The sequence below is a fragment of the Micromonospora sp. U21 genome (assembly GCF_018070045.1).
Classification (GTDB): domain Bacteria; phylum Actinomycetota; class Actinomycetes; order Mycobacteriales; family Micromonosporaceae; genus Micromonospora.
Genome location: NZ_JAGPYK010000004.1, coordinates 267,256 through 284,493 on the forward strand (window position 1 = coordinate 267,256; position 17,238 = coordinate 284,493).

The window sequence follows — 17,238 nt, forward strand, 5'->3', positions numbered from 1 at the left end:
CGGCGGGGGAGGTGGCACCGTCTCGGCGGTGGCACGCTTGGCCTGACGGGCTCGCCCGATCGGCGGTACTTTGCCCATCACGTGGAGTCATGGTTGACGCTCACGCCTCGTGAAAGTAAGTTTCATCCGTGGCGAAGAGTCCGAAGATTTCTGCGAGTCACGAGCCCGGTGGGCTGATCGTCCACATCAGCGGGCTGCTGCCGTCGCTGTCGCCCGCTGAGCAGCGGGTCGCCCGGCTGGTCGTCGCCGACCCGGCTGCCGCCGCCCGCCGGACGATCACCGATCTCGCCACCGCAGCCGAGACATCCGAGGCGACGGTCATCCGGTTCTGCCGGTCGGTGGGCATGGACGGTTATCCGCAGCTGCGCATCCGGCTCGCCGCCGAGGCCGCCCGGCGGGTCGAACCGCCGGACGCCCGGGTGGTCGGCGGTGACATCCCGCCCGGCGCCGACCTCGCCCAGATCATCGCCACCATCGCGTTCAACGACGCCCGCGCGGTGGAGGAGACTGCCGAGCAGCTCGACCCGGCCACCTGTGAGCAGGTGGTCGAGGCGATCGCCAACGCCGGCCGGATCGACATCTACGGCGCCGGCGCCAGCGGGTTCGTCGCCTCGGACTTTCAGCAGAAGCTGCACCGCATCGGGCGGATCGCCTTCTATTTCCCGGACGTGCACACCGCGCTGACCTCGGCCGCGCTGCTCGGCCGGGGCGACGTGGCGGTCGGCATCTCGCACACCGGCACCACGTCCGACGTGATCGAGGTGCTGGAGCAGGCCAGGACCCGGGGCGCCGTCACCGTGGCGCTGACCAACTTCCCCCGCTCACCGATCACCGACGTGGCCGACTTCGTGCTGACCACCGCGGCCCGGGAGACCACCTACCGCTCCGGCGCGACGGCCAGCCGGCTGGCCCAGCTCACCGTGGTCGACTGCCTCTTCGTCGGGGTGGCCGCCCGCAACCGGTCCCGGGCGCGCAAGGCCCTCGAGGCGACCGCCGAGGCCGTCCTGTCGCACCGGGTTGGTGCGAACCGGAGGCGAGGATGACGGCCGGTGCGGTGGAGCCGGACGAGGACATGCCAGCACCGCCCGCCCGCCCGACTGTCCGGGTGGGCGCCCCCACCGAGCGGCGTAACCCGCTCAGCGTCGACCTCGACCTGATGTCGACCCGGGACGTGCTCACCGTGATCAACGAGGCTGACCGGCGGGTGCCGGCGGCGGTCGCCGCGGTGCTCGACGAGATCGCCGCCACGGTCGACCTGGCGGTCCAGGCGCTGCGCGGCGGCCACCGGGTGCACTACTTCGGGGCCGGCACGTCGGGCCGGTTGGGCGTGCTCGACGCGGCCGAGCTGGCTCCCACCTTCAACTCGCCCCGGCACTGGTTCTGCGCCCACCTCGCCGGCGGGCCGGACGCCATGTGGCGGGCCGTGGAGGACGCCGAGGACGACGACCGGGGCGGCGCGGTCGAAGCGGCCGGATGTGTCCGCGCCGGTGACCTGGTGGTCGGTCTCGCCGCCAGCGGACGCACGCCGTACGTCCTCGGGGCGCTCGCCGCGTCCCGCGCCAAGGGTGCCTCGACGGTGCTGCTCTGCGCCAATCCGGAGGCGGAGGCGGCCCGCTCGGTCGACGTGTTCATCGGGGTGGACACCGGACCGGAGGTCGTCACCGGGTCGACCCGGATGAAGGCGGGCACCGCGCAGAAGTTGGTGCTCAACACGTTCTCGACCGCCGTCATGGTGCGACTGGGTCGGGTCTACTCGAACCTCATGATCGACATGGTGGCCACCAACGCGAAACTCCGCGGGCGGATGATCTCGATTCTGGTCGAGGCCACCGGCTGCTCGGAGGAGGTCTCCCGGCGAGCCCTCAACGAGGCCGACGGTGATCTGAAGACCGCCCTGGTCTCGCTCGTCTCCGGTGCCGAGGTCACGGCCGCGCGCGCCGCGCTGGCCCGCTCCGCCGACCAGGTCCGCGGCGCCCTCGCACTGCTCGCCACCTGACTCCGCCCGCCCGTGTCGCCGCCGGGAAGCGAACGGGGCTCCGGATTGTTCATCGGGGCGGGGGGTAATAACACCCCCGTGGATGAACCGACCGGTCCACCGGTGCGTATCTGGCAGTGACCAGGATCGCAGCGCGGTGGTGACCCGGGTCGCTGTGCCCCCGCGGCGGGCGGTGTTGCCATGGTGCGGGCGTTCGGCGATTCGCCGACCCGCCAACCCGTACGTGGTGCCCAGCGGCGAGCCACCCGGCGGGTGCTGACAGCAAACATGGACCGTGCTCTCAGCTACTACTCAGGCATTCGTGACACTTTCGACTCACGACATGGAATCCCCGACACGTCTCATCTGTTGTGTAGGTGTCAGCACCGGTGGGCACAGCGGAAGTTACCGGGGGGCTGACAGACGTGGGGATGGCAAGGAACCGGGCAACCGGCGCGAGCGAGGGGACCGTGGGCAACGTGGACAAGAACATCGGCATGCGAACCGATCAGGTCGCCGAGGAGCGCGACCTCGTCGGCGTCTACCTGCACGAGATCTCCCGGACGCCACTGCTGGACGCCGCCCGGGAGGTCGAGCTCTCCAAGACGATCGAGGCCGGCCTGTACGCCGTGCACCTGCTCAGTGAGGACCGCGTCCCCGATGGCGTCGACCGGGCCGACCTGGAGCGGCTGGTCGTCGAGGGGGAGCACGCGAAGGACCTCTTCATCCGTGCCAACCTGCGACTGGTCGTGTCGATCGCCCGCCGTTACGTGCGCTCGGGCATGCCCATGCTGGATCTGATCCAGGAGGGCAACACCGGTCTGGTCCGGGCGGTTGAGAAGTTCGACTACGAGCGTGGCTACAAGTTCTCCACCTACGCCACCTGGTGGATCCGCCAGGCCATCAGCCGGGCGATCGCCCAGCAGGAGCGCACCGTCCGACTGCCGGTGCACCTGGTGGAGGACGTCAACCGGATGCGCAACGTGGCGCGGCAGCTCACCCGTGAGCTGGGCAGCGACCCGGAGCCGGAGCAGATCGCGGCGTCGCTCGGCGTTACCGTCGAGCGGGTCAACGAGCTGCGCCGCTGGTCGCAGGACACCGTCTCGCTGGACACGCCGGTCGGCGACGACGGCGACACCAAGCTCGGCGACCTGGTCGCCGACAGCGACGCCCCGTCGCCGGAGGACATCGTCCTCTCCGGGCTGGAGCGGCAGCGCATCGAGGGGCTGCTCAACCACCTCGACGACCGGTCGGCCGGCATCATGCGGGCCCGCTACGGGCTGGAGGACGGCCGCGAGCACTCGCTCACCGAGGTCGCGTCCCGGTTCTCGCTGTCCCGCGAGCGGATCCGGCAGCTGGAGATCCAGGCCCTCGGCCGGCTTCGTGAGCTGGCCCGTGCGGAGGGGCTGCAGGCAGCCTGACCTGGTAGTGCTGACGGCGAACGGCCGGCGTCCGATAGGGGGACGCCGGCCGTTCGCCGTACCCGGTCGTGGCTAGCGGACCCGCCCGTAGCCCTGGATGGACATCATGTTCATGCCCCGCTTGAGCACGTTACGGCCGGCGCTCGGTGCGTCGATCACCTGACCGTCGCCCACGTAGAGGGCGACGTGCCCGAGCCCGCTGTAGAAGACCAGGTCGCCCGGGCGCAGGTCACCCCGACCGATGTGGGCGACCGCCCCCCACTGCATCCGGGTGTTGTGCGGCAGCGACTTCCCGGCCGCCCGCCAGGCGGCCGAGGTCAGCCCGGAGCAGTCGTAGCCGTTCGGCCCGTCGGCCGCCCAGACGTACGGCTTGCCCAGTGCCCCGAAGGCGTAGCGGACCGCGGTGCCGGCCGCACCGGAGACGGCGGGTGCGTTTCCGGCCTCGGCCGGCGCCTTGGGCGCGGGTCGCTCGGTGGGCGCCCCGTACGCCTGCCGGCGCAGCTCGTACAGCTTGGCCAGGTCCCTCTCGATCTGCTTCTTCCCCGCCGCCAGCTGGCGGGCCTGCGCGGCCTGCCGGATCAGCGTGGCGTCCAGGCGGCGCTTCTCGTCGAGGAGCCGTTTCTGGTTGGCAGTGAAGCCGGAGATGCGTTCCTGGCGTTGACGGGTGAGTTGGTCGAGAGCGCCGAGCCTGTCCAGGAGCGCGGCCGAGCCGCCGGGACGCAGCAGCGCGTCCGCGGTCCGCAGTTCGCCGCTCTTGTACGCGGTGTTGGCCAGCTCGGCGACGTCGGCCCGGCTCTGCTCGGTCTGCTGTTCGAGCGGGCCGATGCGGGCCTGTAATCGGGCCGCCGCGGTCTTGTTGGTTTTGATCTCCTCGTTGAGCTTGTTGTACGACTCGACGACCCGCTCCAACTCGGCCGAGGACGTCTCGATCCGGCGGGTCAGGTCGGCGGGGGACGGCTCGGCGTAAGCCACCGCCGTCGGGGCGATCAACGCGGCCGACATGCCGGCCAGCGCCATGGTGCGCAGCAGGTTTCTCAGGGATGACAAGAGCAGAAGGCCCCTCTCCCACGGCCGCCGGCGGGGCTGCTGATGCCCTCGGCGACACCGGCCGGGGCCATCCGGGCGGACGGCACTGGGCCGGACCGGCTCGCCCAAACTAACCCGGGACGGCTGTCGTCCGCAGTTGAAGTAGGGGCGAATGTTGGCGTTGTGGCGGGTAGTGCCGCTGCGCCCGGTGAAATTCATCGTGGCTGCTGGCGCTGTACGGGTCGATCTCTGCGCCCCTTTTTTCGGTAGATGACGGGTTTCCGGCTTTCGTCGTTCCGGGCGCATGCCGTCGGATACCTGCGCTCCATAACCGATAAAACCTGAAATGGATGCTGTTTCTCGACGATGTCCACCGGTCGGGCGAGCTGTCGGAAGCCGGTAAATGGCCCGGCGGGCTGGCGGTACCCCAACACAATGAACACCGGAGCCGGGAATCCCGTCGACAGGCAGCGATGCCCGTGACCTGCGGGCCAGCCCGGCGAGCCGCCCCACGGGAGGAACCGTGAATCGTGAAGGCGCTACAACGCGACCGCAGCGAACGGTGCCCGGAGCCCGGTCCACCCTGCTGTACGCGCGGCCCGGCATCATCGTGACCGTCGACCGGTTCACCGTCGGCCGGACGAGTTACCGGGTCGCCGACCTGACCCACCTGCGGACCACCCGGGGTCCACACGACCGGATCGCCGTCCGGGCGGTCGCGATCACCGCCGCCATGCTCGGCGGCGTCGGGCTGCTGCTCGGCTTCACCGGCGGCCTGCAACGGTTGACCGCGGGGGCGTACCTCATTCTCGGGGCGGTGTTTCTGCTGCCGGCGGCGCTGGCCCTGGTCGGCGATCGCTGGCGGCCACCCCCGCACGAGCTGTGGGGATGGCACCGGGGCGCGGAGGTGCTGCTGTTCAGCGCCGACGACGAGCGGCAGTTCGGCCAGGTCACCCGGGCGCTGCTGCGAGCCCGGGAAGTGAACAGGTACGGCGGTTGGGTGGACCCGCTCGCCTCGGCCGACCCGTGGCGGCCCAGCCGCTGACCGGCGCCGGCCCGGCCCGCGCCGGCCCGGGGCCGTGGCGCCGACGATCGGCCGCTCAGCTGGCGACCGGCTCCGGCGTGCGCTCCGTGGGGCGGGCCAGCCACCCGGTGACTCGCCGCTCGGCGTAGAACGAGACGAACGGCACAGTGCCGGCCAGCATCACCAGCAGCATCCGCTTCAGCGGCCAGTTGGCCCGGCGGCTCAGGTCGAACGCGGCCAGCAGGTAGACCATGTAGAGGAAGCCGTGCGCCTGCCCCACCGTCTCCACCACGACCGGGTTGTCGAACGCGTACTTCAGCGGCATGCCGATCACGACCAGCAGGATCAGCGCCACGCCCACGATCCAGGCGATCACGCGGTACCGGGTAAGGGCTGCGCCCACCTTCGTCCGTCCTTCCGAGCCCCGGCTCAGCCGGGATAGTCACCGGGCCGGGCGCCCGGATTGGCGTTCAACCATGACAGGTAGTCGTTGTAGGCGGCCAGGTCCCTGTCCTCGACAGGCTCGCTGGCCGCGGGGACCCGGGCGACCCGCACCGGTCGGCGTACCGCCGGTCGGGACCCGGCGGCCACGGCCGGCGGCGCCCCGGCGGTCGGCGCGTCGGCGGGGTCGGCCGGCGGCTCGGCGGCCGCCGCCGCCTTCCGGCGGGCCAGCCGCACCTCACGCCACCACACGTAGACCACGAAGCCGGCGAAGACCGGCCACTCGACCGCGTACCCCCAGCTGATGCTGTTGCCGGCGGCGGCCCGGCTGACCTGCCACCAGCCCAGCCCCAGGAAGCCCACGACCAGCACGACCATGGCCACGTGACGCGCGATCCACGCCGGGGTCCAGAGCCACCTCATGGCGTCGAGGGTACCGGGGACCGGGCCGGTCTCCGACACCGTGTCGTAGTTGTCGCACGGCCGGGATGGTTTGGCGTCACCCGGTGTGGGCATCCGTCTAGACGCCAGCCCAAACGAGACCAGGGGGGCGATGATGACCGGATCGGTACGCGAGGACGGCTTTCCGTCCAGTGGCAGCACGGACATGAGCCCGGAGCAGCGGGTGCCCGAGTGGGGCGGCGACGAGCTGGCCGACCCGGCGGGGGCCGGTGCGGATTTCGACGGCGATGTGCTCGGCGTCGACCCGACGGAGCTGAGCGACGAGGATCTGATCCGCGAGGTGCACAGCCTGCACCGCACCCGGCTGGACACCCTGCGGCACGCGGCGGATTCCGCGCTCGCCAACCACCTGCGGCGCACGGCGGAGCTCGAGACCGAGTACCTGGCCCGCCACCCGGGCCGGGAGGTCGACCCGAGCCGCCTGCGGGACGCCTGATGCCGGCGCGCGCTGTGCGTGGCATGTCCGCGCCGCCCGAGGTGGTCTTCAACACCGCCACCGACCCGGCCCGGGCCTCGGCGTGGCTGCCCGAGCCGTTGCGTGGCGACGGCAGCCCCGCAACGGAGATCAGCAACGAGGAGCTGCGGGCCCGCTGGGGCGGCGACGACGCCGGCTGGTCCGCGGAGATCCGGGTGGAGCCGGCGGACTCCGGCGGGGCCCGGATCCAGCTCGACCTGGCCGACGGCTCGGGTGGGGAGGCACCGGACCAGCTGGCCGACGAGGCGCTGAGCAACCTGGCACGCGAGGTCGCCGACAACCTCCAGGCCGGCTGAGACCGTCACCGGCCACTGCTTCCGTACGAGCCACGACACGTGAGGAGACCGGGTGACCGGCATTGGCCTGCGACAGAAGGCGACCCGGCTGCGCCGGGCGTACGCACCGCACGAGCACCGCCCGCTCGGCGGCTACCTGGCGGCGATGGGCACCTACGCCGGGGTGACCGGTGCCATCGCCGGGCTGGTCAAGGTCACCGGACGACCGGTGCCCGAGCGGCCCGCCACGGCCGACGTGGTGCTGCTCTCCATCGCCACGCACAAGCTCAGCCGGCTGCTGTCCAAGGACGCGGTGACCAGCCCGCTGCGGGCTCCGTTCACCCGGTACGACAGCCCGATCGGCAGCGGCGAGGTGATGGAGCAGGTCCGCGACTCGGGCAGCTCCACCCGGCACGCCATCGGGGAGCTGTTGAGCTGCCCGTTCTGTCTGGCGGTCTGGGTGGCCACCGGGCTGACCGGCGGCCTGGTCCTCGCGCCCCGGCTGACCCGGCTGGTGGCCACCGCGCTGACCGCGGTCGCCGCGTCGGACTTCCTCCAGATGGCGTACGCGAGCGCGCAGCAGGCCGCCGAGGGCGGGCACCACGAGGACTGACCCGGAGAGGCGAACGTTGTGGGGGGCCGGCAGCGCCGCCCCCCACCGACGCGTCAGCGCTGCATGCCGGACCAGCCGTGCGGCGACTCCGGCTCCCGCTCGTCCTCGTCCTCCCCGGTGATGATGTCCCGGTCCACCGCGGTGCGGTCGTGTTCGTTGGCGAAGTCCGGCTCAGGCGTGGTGTCCCTGCCCTTCGGCGGTTGACCCAGCGCCGGCACCTTCTCGTCGTGGTCCTCGTGGTGCGTCATCTCGGTGTCCCTTCTGAGGTCGTCGGCGAGGCGGGCGGTGCGGCGCGTTCACCCGACGGAGCCGCCCAGCAGGTCGCTGACCTCGTCCACCGCGTACTCGCCCTCGGGCAGCGAGTCGATCCGGGCGAGCAGGTCCGCCGGGAGGTCGGCGGCCACCGCCCGGCGGTAGATCTCCCCCTGGGTGACCCGCTCCTGACCCCGGTAGATGTCGTTGAGCAGGTCGTCGAGGGCCCGGGTGTCCGGCTCGCCGGCCACGGATGCGTCGTCGGTCACGCCGATCAGCTACCCGGGCCGGAATCGGTCAAACGTCGCGCCGGAGTGGCCGACCTCGGGCGGGTGTACAGACAGCGCCGCCCCCGGCCGGGTGGCCGGGGGCGGCGCTGGTGTCGGTGTGCAGGTCGCCTCTCGGCGAGTGGCGCTGCGCGGCTCCAGCCGGACGGTATTCCGCGAAGGCTGTTTAGGTGAGGCCCGGGGACACTGGACACACCGACACCTCAGTCAACGGACCGACCCCCGAAGCTGTTCCGCCCACTGCCGTGTCCGCCGTCACAGCCGCTCGGCAGGTCAGGCCGGGGTCGGCAGAGTGGCCCGGCGTGCCCGGACGGCGGTGGCCAGGTGGTCGAGCACCTCGGCGGTGTCGTCCCAGCCGAGGCAGGCGTCGGTCACCGAGCGGCCGTACACCAGCTCCCGGGTCGGGTCGAGGTCCTGTCGGCCGGACAGCAGGAACGACTCCAGCATCACGCCGGTGATCCCGCGCTGGCCGCCGGCCAGCTGCGCTGCCACGTCCGCTGCCACCAGCGGCTGGTTGCGGTGGTCCTTGCCGCTGTTGGCGTGACTGGCGTCGATCACCAGGCGCTCCGGCAGCCCGGCCGCGCGGAGCAGATCGAGCGCACCGGCCACCGACTCCGCGTCGTAGTTGGGCCGGCCACCCCCGCCGCGCAGCACCAGGTGCCCGTCGGTGTTACCCCGCGTGTGCATGATCGCCGGGGTGCCGGAGAAGTCGATGCCGGGGAAGACGTGCGGCACGCCGGCGGCCCGGATCGCGTCCACGGCGGTGCCGATGCTGCCGTCGGGGCGGTTCTTCATGCCGATCGGCATGGACAGACCGGAGGCGAGCTGCCGGTGCACCTGGCTCTCCACGGTGCGGGCACCGATCGCGCCCCAGGCCACCGTGTCCGCGATGTACTGCGGCGTGATCGGGTCGAGGAACTCGCAGCCCACCGGCAGCCCGAGGCGCAGGACGTCGAGCAGCAGCGCCCGGGCCCGCCGCAGGCCGGTGTTGACATCCCCGCTGCCGTCCAGCCCCGGGTCGTTGATCAGGCCCTTCCAGCCCACCGTGGAGCGCGGCTTCTCGAAGTAGACCCGCATGACGATCAGCAGGTCGTCGGCGAGCCGGTCGGCGGCGGTACGCAGCCGCTGCGCGTAGTCGAGGGCGGCGGCCGGGTCGTGCACCGAGCAGGGGCCGACGACCACCAGCAGGCGGTCTTCCTCGCGGTCCAGCACCCGACCAACCGCGCGTCGGCCGGTCAGCACGGCCGAGGCGAGCGGGGCGTCCAGGGGCAACTCGTGGTGCAGCAGCGCGGGCGTGGTCAGCGGCACGACACGGTCGATCCGCTGATCGCTGACCCGATCGGTCTCCGGGGTCGTCACGGTGGGCATCCTCTCGCCGACCGTGCCCGGGGCCGGTGCCCGGGACGAGCCGGCTGCTCGTACGCAAAAGGGCAGGAACGACAGCTCCTGCCCAGCCGGCTCGGTCCGTGGTGACGTCAGATCATGGTGAAGTCACCGGCGTGCGAGCCGGCTGCCTAAACCATCGATACGAACGCGTCACGAGGTCAGCGTACCCGACGGGCGACCCGACCCGCACAACCAAGCGGCGGAACGCCGCGTGCCGGGACCGGGGTCGGGGTAACAGGGGTGCCATGACCGACGAGCAGAGCGATCAGGACCGGGTGGAGTCCCGCGCGCACCTCCTGCCCGAGGAGGCGGCGGTGGGCAGCGACGATCCGGGGGCGCAGGCCGACGCCATCCTCACCGAGTCCGACATCCGCGAGGAGGATCAGAACGCGGCGCCGGACACGGTGCTGGAGCACCGCACCTCGGATCAGACGGTGGTCGCGTCTGAGCCACCGGACTGAACGGTCGCTCCGCGCCCACGCCGCGATCCCCGGTAGGTCTGCTCCCGCAGCCAGGCCAGCGGCCCGGTCGCCCGCAGCCCCGGTGGCAGGTTGCGCACCGGGTCGAAGGCGAGCGCGGCGTCCTCCCGAGCGCTGAGCTGCGCACCGATGCTGACCTGCCCGATCGGCCGCCACGGTCCCACGGCGGACGCGACCGCGAGCACCAGGCGCGGCGCGTCCGCCCGGGTCGCGGCGGCCGCCGCGGCCAGGCTCCGGCCGAGGTCGACCGAGTCGGGGTCGGCCAACGCGGCCAGCCAGAGCCGTCGCCGACCGGCCTGGTAGCACATGATCGTGCTGTACGTCCCGGCGAAGCGGCGTCGGGGCAGCGGCAGGTTCCGCAGCACCGGGGCCGCGCCGCTGGAGCTGACCAGCAGGTCGAACGGGCGACCCGGGCAGTGCACGCGCACCGCGAGGCCCAGCACGTCCGGCCAGCCGCCTGGTGTGGGCACCCCCTTGGAGAGCCGGACGGTGGCCGGGTAGCGGCCCGGGTCGTCGAGCAGGCCGACGCCGGTGGGCGGGCCTGACGTACCCCAGAAGTGCACCTCGCCCGCGAACGAGCGACCGGCCGGATGCACCAGCCGGCCGCGGCGCAGCCGGGTCAGTGCGGCGGTGGCGCGTACGACGGCGGAGGCGGCCCGGCCGGCGGTGCGGGACGGGGGCGGGGCGACGGACGGCGCGGGCATTCCCCACCGGTACCCCGAACGGCCGGCTCGATGCCGGCGGGTCGGCTCGCCGACCGACCGCACGTCACCTTTCCGCCCACGAGATCGGATAGCGTCGTGCCATGCCCGACAGCGGTTACCCCTGGCCCATCGAGACGTCCCGACTGGACAACGGCTTGCGCGTGGTGGTGAGCGAGGACCGCACCGCCCCGGCGGTGGCCGTCAACCTCTGGTACGACGTCGGCTCCCGGCACGAGCCGGCCGGGCAGACCGGCTTCGCCCACCTCTTCGAGCACCTGATGTTCGAGGGCTCGGTGAACGTGGCGAAGACCGAGCACATGAAGCTGATCCAGGGCTCCGGCGGTTCGCTCAACGCCACCACCAACCCGGACCGGACCAACTACTTCGAGACGGTCCCGGCCGAGCACCTGGAGCTGGCGCTCTGGCTGGAGGCCGACCGGATGGGCGGCCTGGTCCCCGCGCTCACCCAGGAGACCCTGGACAACCAGCGTGACGTGGTGAAGAACGAGCGCCGGCAACGCTACGAGAACGTCCCGTACGGCGACGCCTGGCTGCGGATGCTGCCGCTGCTCTACCCGCCAGGTCACCCGTACCACCACGCGACGATCGGCTCGATGGCCGATCTCAACGCCGCTGACCTCGCCACCTTCCAGGCGTTCCACCAGACGTACTACGCGCCGAACAACGCCGTGCTGACCGTGGTCGGCGACGCCGCGGCCACCGAGGTGTTCGCGTTGGCCGACAAGTACTTCGGCGCGCTGCCCGCGCGCGACGACATCCCGCCGGCTCCGGACGGCCGGAGCGTCCCGGCGACCGGGCAACCGGCCGTGGAGAAGGTGACGGGCGACGTACCGGCCCCCCGGGTGTACGTCGCGCACCGCGGCCACCCGTTCGGCAGCCCGGGGTACGACGTGCTCACCGTGCTCGCCACCGTGCTCGGCAGTGGTCGGGGCAGCCGGCTCTACCAGCGGCTCGCCGACGGTGAGCGGATCGCCCAGCCGGACCTGGTCGGCGCGTACGGGGTGGACCTGGCGCACGCCCCGGCGCCGCTGATCGCCACCGCGACCGCCCGCCCCGGCGTGAGCGCCGAGCGGCTGGCCGAGGGGCTGGCCGAGGTCGTCGACGAGCTGGCCACCGTGCCGGTGACCGCGGCCGAGTTGGACCGCGCCAAGGCGTTGCTGAGCACCGCGTGGTGGCGTCAAATGTCGACAGTGGACGGTCGCGCGGACACGCTCGGCCGGTACGCCACCCAGTTCGGTGACCCGGCCCGGGCCGCTGACCGGCTGCCCGCCTGGCTCGCGGTGACCGCCGAGCAGATCGCCGAGGCCGCCGCCGACGTGCTCGGCGCCGCCGACCGGGTGACCCTGACCTACCTGCCCGAGGAGACCCCATGACGCTGATCACCGACCGTCCCGGCCCGGGCGCCGCCCGCCCGTACCGGTTCCCGCCGGTGGTCCGCCGCGCCGTGGCCGGTGGTCAGGTGGTCGCCGCGCACCTGCCCGGGCAGAACCTCGCCGTCGCGCTGCTGCTGCTCGACGCCGGCGCCGGTCGGGAGCCGACCGGCAAGGAGGGGCTGGGCGGGGTGCTGGCCAAGGCGTTGGAGGAGGGCACCGCACAGCGGGACGCGACCGCGTACGCGCTGGCCATCGAGGCGCTCGGCACCGAGCTGGTGACCGGGCTGGACTGGGACTCGTTCCAGGTCAGCGTCCAGGTGCCGGTCGACCGGTTGACCGCTGCGGTGCGGCTGCTCGCCGAGGCCGTGCGGACGCCCCGGCTGGACCCGGCCGACGTCCGGCGGGTCCGCGACGACGAGGCCAACGCGCTGCGGATGGACTGGGCGAACCCGGGCCCGCGCGCCGACGCCGCGTTGCGCGCGGACCTGTTCGGCGCGGAGAACCGGTGGGGGCGCCCGATGTACGGCGACCCGGAGTCGGTGGCCGGGCTGGACGTGGAGGACGTGACCGTCTTCCACTCCGAGTGGTTCCTGCGGCCGGGCACCCTGGTCGTCGCCGGTGACCTGGACCGGATCGACCTGGACGCGCTGGCTGCCGCGGTGTTCGCCGGCACCGGCGGGGGGCCGGCCGACCGGGGTGGCCCGATCGAGGTTCCGGTGCGTACCGGGCGGCGGATCATCCTGGTGGACCGGCCGGGCTCGGTGCAGTCCACGCTGCGACTGGGCCACCCGTCGCCGCACCGGGCGCATCCCGACCACGTGCCGATGTCGCTCGCCGGCACGGTGCTCGGCGGGGCGTTCACCTCCCGGCTCAACCACCTGATCCGCGAGGTGCACGGCTACACGTACGGCATTCGGGGCGACTTCGCCTCGTCCCGCCGGTTCGGCCGGTTCGCGGTCAGCTCCGGGGTGCAGACCGCGGTGACCGCGCCGGCCCTGGTCGAGGCGGTGGGGGAGATCACCCGTACCCAGATCGCAGGGGTGACCGAGGACGAGCTGGCGGTGGCGCGTTCCTGGCGGGCCGGGCAGCTCTCGGTCGAGTTGCAGAGCCCGCGGGCGATCGCCTCCGCGCTGACCACGCTCGTGGTGCACGACCTGCCGGACGACTACCACGCCCGGCTGCGCGAGGAGTTGCTCGCCGCCGACGTGGACCAGGTCTCCGCGGCTGCCGCGACCCACCTGCACCCGGACGGGTTGACCCTGGTCATCGAGGGCGACGCTGCCATCATCCGCGACGACCTCACCGCCGCCGCCCTCGCCGAAATGATCACTCCCGGCTGACCCTCGTCTCCTGGTTGATCATGAAGTTGTTGTCACCCGGCACGGCGTGTCGTGACAACAACTTCATGATCACCGGGGAGTGGCGAGGTGAGGGCGGGGTGTGATGCGGGACCCGGGGGGTGGGAAAGGGCTCCCGGTTGTGGGGGCCGGCTGGGTAGCCTCGCGGGCATGAGGATCGGCATTGTGGGGGCCACCGGCCAGGTCGGTGGCGTGATGCGGCGGGTGCTGGCGGAGCGGGAGTTCCCGGCGGAGCAGGTGCGGTTGTTCGCCTCGGCGCGGTCCGCCGGGCGTACGCTGCCGTGGCGCGACGGGGAGGTGACCGTCGAGGACGCGGCGACCGCCGACTACTCCGGGCTGGACGTCGTGCTCTTCTCGGCCGGTAAGGGCACCTCGGGCGAGCTGGCCCCCCGGGTCGCCGAGGCCGGCGCCGTGGTGATCGACAACTCCTCGGCGTTCCGGATGGACCCGCTGGTGCCGCTGGTCGTCGCCGAGGTCAACCCGCACGCCGCCGCCGATCGCCCGAAGGGCATCATCGCCAACCCCAACTGCACCACGATGGCCGCGATGCCGGTGCTGCGCCCGCTGCACGCCGAGGCGGGCCTGGTCGGCCTGGTCGTCTCGACCTACCAGGCGGTCTCCGGCGCCGGGCTGGCCGGCGTCGCCGAGCTGGACGAGCAGGTCCGCAAGGTCGCCGAGCACGCCTCGGCACTCGCCTTCGACGGGTCGGCCGTGGAGTTTCCCGCGCCACGCTCGTTCGCCGAGCCGATCGCCTTCAACGTGCTCCCGCTGGCCGGTTCGATCGTCGACGACGGCTCGTCCGAGACCGACGAGGAGCAGAAGCTCCGCAACGAGAGCCGCAAGATCCTGGAGATCCCCGACCTGAAGGTCTCCGGCACCTGCGTCCGGGTGCCGGTCTTCACGGGCCACTCGCTCCAGATCAACGCCCGGTTCGCCCGGCCGCTCACCCCGCAGCGGGCCCACGAACTGCTCGCGGACGCGCCCGGGGTCGCGCTGACCGCCGTGCCGACGCCGTTGCAGGCGGCCGGGCAGGACCCGACCTACGTGGGACGGATCCGCGCCGACGAGACCGTCGAGTACGGCCTGGCGCTGTTCTGCTCCAACGACAACCTGCGCAAGGGTGCCGCGCTCAACGCCGTGCAGATCGCCGAGCTGGTCGCCGCCGAGCGCCGCTGACCGTCTTCGTCACTCCGGGCCCCCGCCGGCTGCCGGCGGGGGCCTCGGTCTGCCCGGGCCGCGGCTCGCCGGGCGCGGGAGTCGGCCCGTCGTGCTTGGATGAACGAAGCCGACCTGCCACCTGGAGGATGCCGTGCCGGATGACCGTACCCAGCAGGCGATGACCGACCTGGTCGCCGGCCGCTCGATGGGCGTGCTCGCCACGATCAAGCGGGACGGGCGGCCACAGCTGTCCACTGTGATCTACTCCTTCGACCGCGACGCGGGCCTGATCCGGGTGTCCGTCACCGACGGTCGGGCCAAGACCGCCAACCTGCGCCGGGACCCGCGGGCCAGCTTCCACGTCGGCAGCGACGACGGCTGGGCGTACGCGGTGGTCGAGGGGCGCGCCGAGTTGACGGCACCGGCCACCGAATCGGGCGACGCGACCGTCGAGGAGCTGGTGGGGCTCTACCGGTCGCTACGCGGCGAACACCCGGACTGGGACGACTACCGCCGCGCCATGGTCGCCGAGCAGCGGCTGGTGCTGCGCCTGCACGTCGAGCGCATCTACGGCATGCCGCCCCAGAGCTGACGGGCCGTCCACTCCCGGTCAGCCCGGGCCGATCACGGTCACCCCGGGCCAGCGCTGCGCGGCGCACTGACCAGGCGTACCGGGGACCGCTGCCGGGACGGCCGCCCGCGTTATCCCGCCCCGAGCGGCGGGTAGACGGGCCGTGCCGACACCGAGAGGGGAGCACCATGACAACGGTCGGAGAGTTCATGACGACCCGGTTGGTGACGATGGACGGCGACGACACACTCATCGCGGCCGCGCAGGAGATGCGGGACAGCGCGATCGGTGACGTGGTGGTGACCGACGGCGACAGTGTGGTCGGCATCGTCACGGACCGGGACATCACGGTCCGAGGTGTCGCGGAGAACATGGACCCGGGCTCGACCCGGCTGAACCAGATCACCACCCGTGATGTGGTCACGGTGAGCCAGTACGACGACGCGGTTGCCGCCGCGGACCTGATGCGCACCTACGCCGTACGCCGGCTACCGGTGATCGACGACGGGCGCCTGGTCGGCCTCGTCTCGATGGGCGACCTCGCGGTGGAGCGCGAACCGCAGTCGGTGCTGGCTGACATCAGCGCCGACGACCCGAACAACTGACCGTCCGCCGCGGGCACGCCGGCTCTCCCCTCGCGGGAGGGCCGGCGTCGCGCTGCGCGGAGCACGTCACGGGGTCAGGTCGGCTCGACCCGGACCTGCACGTCGGTGGCGGCGCGAGCCGCGGCGACCGTGGCGGCCTCGGCGTCGACCTCCCGCCGGACCCGGGCGGGCAGCGCCGAGAACGGGCTGACGCTCAGCTCCAGCCGCCCCTTGCCGGCCTGCCGTGCCCTCCAGGTGCCGGCGATCTCGCCGTCCACCAGCAGGGCGCCCGGATTGCCGATCACCCGCCACAGCTGCCGCTGGTGCTCGCGGGCGGGCACCAGCAGGTCGCGGTCGCGGCCGGCGAGGAACGGGTCACCGGGTGGCAGCAGCCGCACCAGACGGGGCGCCGACGCGCCGGTCAACGCGTCGAGCGCGTCGGCCGGCAGCCAGGCGGCCCGGCCGTCGACCCGCACCTCCACCAGGCCGGCCGGCCAGACCCGGCGCAGCTCGGCGGCGGCGGAGCCGAGAAAGCCGGCCGCGTTGGCCAGGGTGGCCGGGCCGAGCAGCCGCAGGTAGGTCCTGACCAGGCCAGCGGTGTGCGCCGCGTCGGCGGGCGGGCCGGGCCAGTCGGGCAGCGGGGCGAGCCGGGCGGCCCGACCGGAGACCACCAGGCGCACCCCGCCGGCGAGCCCGGCCTGCTGGAACACCGACCCCGAGATGTGCCGTGCCTGGCACGCCCGGCAGTCGTAGGTCAGCTCGGCGGGCACCCGGTCGGAGACCGCCCGGCTGACCACGCCGCGCTCCATCTCGGTGGTGACCACCGCCTGGAACGCCTCGGCCGTGGCCCGGAACGCGGCCAGCCCGAGCCGGGCCCCCGCACCGATCTGCCCCGGGATCCGGCGGGTGGCGTCGGCGTCACTGAGCGGCCAGAGCGCCGCGGCCAGGGTCGGCAGCTCGGCACGCCGGTGCAGGTGCGGTGCGCCGCGCATCGACCACACCAGCTTGAGCCGGTCGTCCGGCTCGGTCGCGCCGCGCGCCGCCAGCGCCTGCCGGGCCGTGCCGTACGGCGTGTCCTGCACGCCCAGGGACAGCACCGCCAGATCGCCCGGCCGCCGGCCGCCGGAGCGGTCGAGCTGCTGGGCGGCCACCCGGTACGCGAGGACCTGCCGCCGGTCGACCTGTGCCGCCTGCCCCGTCATGTGCCCCTCCGTCACGGACGTCCCGTCGCTCCCACACTTGTGCCCGGCACGCTACCGGGCCGGCCCGACACCCCCCGGCCGCTCACCCGATCCGGGCGAGGTTGACCGGAGAACCGGCGGGGACCCGTGCGGGGACGTGCAACGCCGGTCC

Annotated in this window: 21 protein-coding genes; 13 read left to right on the forward strand and 8 right to left on the reverse strand. The window is 73.0% G+C overall.

What is annotated here, in order from left to right; all coding sequences use genetic code 11:
* The first annotated feature begins 128 nt into the window (after positions 1-128).
* The 3 genes from KBX63_RS07565 to KBX63_RS07575 all read left to right on the forward strand — a co-directional run bounded on the left by KBX63_RS07565 (position 129) and on the right by KBX63_RS07575 (position 3,396).
* On the forward strand, positions 129-1,043 hold the full coding sequence (locus KBX63_RS07565; RefSeq protein ID WP_210909907.1) for a MurR/RpiR family transcriptional regulator: 915 nt from the start codon (positions 129-131) through the stop codon (positions 1,041-1,043).
* Positions 1,040-1,996 carry an N-acetylmuramic acid 6-phosphate etherase gene (gene murQ / locus KBX63_RS07570; RefSeq protein WP_210909915.1) on the forward strand — a complete coding sequence of 319 codons (957 nt, stop codon included), beginning with the start codon at positions 1,040-1,042 and terminating at the stop codon, positions 1,994-1,996. The genes KBX63_RS07565 and murQ overlap by 4 nt, the downstream gene beginning before the upstream one ends.
* Before the next feature lie 410 nt (positions 1,997-2,406).
* Positions 2,407-3,396 (forward strand): RNA polymerase sigma factor RpoD/SigA, encoded by a 990-nt coding sequence (locus KBX63_RS07575; RefSeq protein ID WP_210909917.1) that lies wholly within the window; start codon positions 2,407-2,409, stop codon positions 3,394-3,396.
* A 72-nt stretch (positions 3,397-3,468) separates the two neighbouring features.
* Here KBX63_RS07575 and KBX63_RS07580 read toward each other — a convergent pair whose 3' ends face one another.
* Positions 3,469-4,443 carry an NlpC/P60 family protein gene (locus KBX63_RS07580; RefSeq protein WP_210909919.1) on the reverse strand — a complete coding sequence of 325 codons (975 nt, stop codon included), beginning with the start codon at positions 4,441-4,443 and terminating at the stop codon, positions 3,469-3,471.
* A 541-nt stretch (positions 4,444-4,984) separates the two neighbouring features.
* Here KBX63_RS07580 and KBX63_RS07585 point away from each other — a divergent pair.
* Complete coding sequence (locus KBX63_RS07585; protein WP_307871643.1) at positions 4,985-5,467, forward strand: DUF6232 family protein; 483 nt, start codon at positions 4,985-4,987, stop codon at positions 5,465-5,467.
* Between the two features lie 55 nt (positions 5,468-5,522).
* Here the strand turns inward: KBX63_RS07585 and KBX63_RS07590 are convergent, their stop codons facing one another.
* Together KBX63_RS07590 and KBX63_RS07595 are read right to left on the reverse strand one after the other, a co-directional pair.
* A complete protein-coding gene (locus KBX63_RS07590) occupies positions 5,523-5,849 on the reverse strand; it encodes a DUF3817 domain-containing protein (RefSeq protein ID WP_210909923.1) in 327 nt (108 codons plus the stop codon).
* Between the two features lie 26 nt (positions 5,850-5,875).
* On the reverse strand, positions 5,876-6,310 hold the full coding sequence (locus tag KBX63_RS07595; protein WP_210909925.1) for a hypothetical protein: 435 nt from the start codon (positions 6,308-6,310) through the stop codon (positions 5,876-5,878).
* A gap of 130 nt (positions 6,311-6,440) precedes the next feature.
* Between KBX63_RS07595 and KBX63_RS07600 the strand changes: the two genes are divergently transcribed.
* Genes KBX63_RS07600 through KBX63_RS07610 form a run of 3 tightly spaced genes read left to right on the forward strand, consistent with a single transcriptional unit; the run spans position 6,441 to position 7,712 of the window.
* Positions 6,441-6,785, forward strand: a complete 345-nt coding sequence (locus KBX63_RS07600; RefSeq protein WP_210909932.1) for a DUF6158 family protein — start codon at positions 6,441-6,443, stop codon at positions 6,783-6,785.
* Positions 6,785-7,120: an SRPBCC family protein gene (locus KBX63_RS07605; protein WP_210909934.1), complete on the forward strand. Its 336-nt coding sequence runs from the start codon at positions 6,785-6,787 to the stop codon at positions 7,118-7,120. Before KBX63_RS07600 ends, KBX63_RS07605 begins: the two co-directional genes overlap by 1 nt.
* A gap of 52 nt (positions 7,121-7,172) precedes the next feature.
* Positions 7,173-7,712, forward strand: a complete 540-nt coding sequence (locus KBX63_RS07610) for a DUF1360 domain-containing protein (RefSeq protein ID WP_210909936.1) — start codon at positions 7,173-7,175, stop codon at positions 7,710-7,712.
* Positions 7,713-7,765: 53 nt separating this feature from the next.
* Here the strand turns inward: KBX63_RS07610 and KBX63_RS07615 are convergent, their stop codons facing one another.
* From KBX63_RS07615 to KBX63_RS07625, 3 genes are all read right to left on the reverse strand, one after another.
* A complete protein-coding gene (locus KBX63_RS07615) occupies positions 7,766-7,960 on the reverse strand; it encodes a hypothetical protein (protein WP_007464327.1) in 195 nt (64 codons plus the stop codon).
* Between the two features lie 48 nt (positions 7,961-8,008).
* Positions 8,009-8,242: a hypothetical protein gene (locus KBX63_RS07620; protein ID WP_247661928.1), complete on the reverse strand. Its 234-nt coding sequence runs from the start codon at positions 8,240-8,242 to the stop codon at positions 8,009-8,011.
* A 282-nt stretch (positions 8,243-8,524) separates the two neighbouring features.
* Positions 8,525-9,619, reverse strand: coding sequence for a 3-deoxy-7-phosphoheptulonate synthase (locus tag KBX63_RS07625; protein WP_210909940.1), 1,095 nt, complete (start codon positions 9,617-9,619; stop codon positions 8,525-8,527).
* 263 nt (positions 9,620-9,882) lie between these two features.
* Between KBX63_RS07625 and KBX63_RS07630 the strand changes: the two genes are divergently transcribed.
* Positions 9,883-10,098, forward strand: a complete 216-nt coding sequence (locus KBX63_RS07630; protein WP_210909942.1) for a hypothetical protein — start codon at positions 9,883-9,885, stop codon at positions 10,096-10,098.
* On the opposite strand, the gene KBX63_RS07635 is transcribed toward KBX63_RS07630, so the two are convergent.
* A complete protein-coding gene (locus KBX63_RS07635) occupies positions 10,065-10,820 on the reverse strand; it encodes a phosphodiesterase (RefSeq protein WP_210909943.1) in 756 nt (251 codons plus the stop codon). The two genes, KBX63_RS07630 and KBX63_RS07635, sit on opposite strands and share 34 nt — an antisense overlap.
* A 101-nt stretch (positions 10,821-10,921) precedes the next feature.
* On the opposite strand from KBX63_RS07635, the gene KBX63_RS07640 reads away from it, so the two are divergent.
* The 5 genes from KBX63_RS07640 (at position 10,922) to KBX63_RS07660 (ending at position 15,906) form a co-directional block, all read left to right on the forward strand.
* Complete coding sequence (locus tag KBX63_RS07640) at positions 10,922-12,214, forward strand: pitrilysin family protein (RefSeq protein ID WP_210909945.1); 1,293 nt, start codon at positions 10,922-10,924, stop codon at positions 12,212-12,214.
* Entirely contained in the window at positions 12,211-13,554 is a 1,344-nt protein-coding gene (locus KBX63_RS07645; protein WP_210909947.1) for a pitrilysin family protein, read from the forward strand. The genes KBX63_RS07640 and KBX63_RS07645 overlap by 4 nt, the downstream gene beginning before the upstream one ends.
* Positions 13,555-13,722: 168 nt before the next feature.
* Complete coding sequence (locus tag KBX63_RS07650) at positions 13,723-14,748, forward strand: aspartate-semialdehyde dehydrogenase (protein WP_210909955.1); 1,026 nt, start codon at positions 13,723-13,725, stop codon at positions 14,746-14,748.
* Between the two features lie 160 nt (positions 14,749-14,908).
* Positions 14,909-15,322, forward strand: coding sequence for a PPOX class F420-dependent oxidoreductase (locus KBX63_RS07655; protein WP_210910186.1), 414 nt, complete (start codon positions 14,909-14,911; stop codon positions 15,320-15,322).
* 167 nt (positions 15,323-15,489) lie between these two features.
* A complete protein-coding gene (locus KBX63_RS07660; protein WP_210909957.1) occupies positions 15,490-15,906 on the forward strand; it encodes a CBS domain-containing protein in 417 nt (138 codons plus the stop codon).
* 74 nt (positions 15,907-15,980) lie between these two features.
* Here KBX63_RS07660 and KBX63_RS07665 read toward each other — a convergent pair whose 3' ends face one another.
* Positions 15,981-17,087, reverse strand: a complete 1,107-nt coding sequence (locus tag KBX63_RS07665) for a DNA glycosylase AlkZ-like family protein (protein ID WP_210909959.1) — start codon at positions 17,085-17,087, stop codon at positions 15,981-15,983.
* Positions 17,088-17,238: the final 151 nt, after the last annotated feature.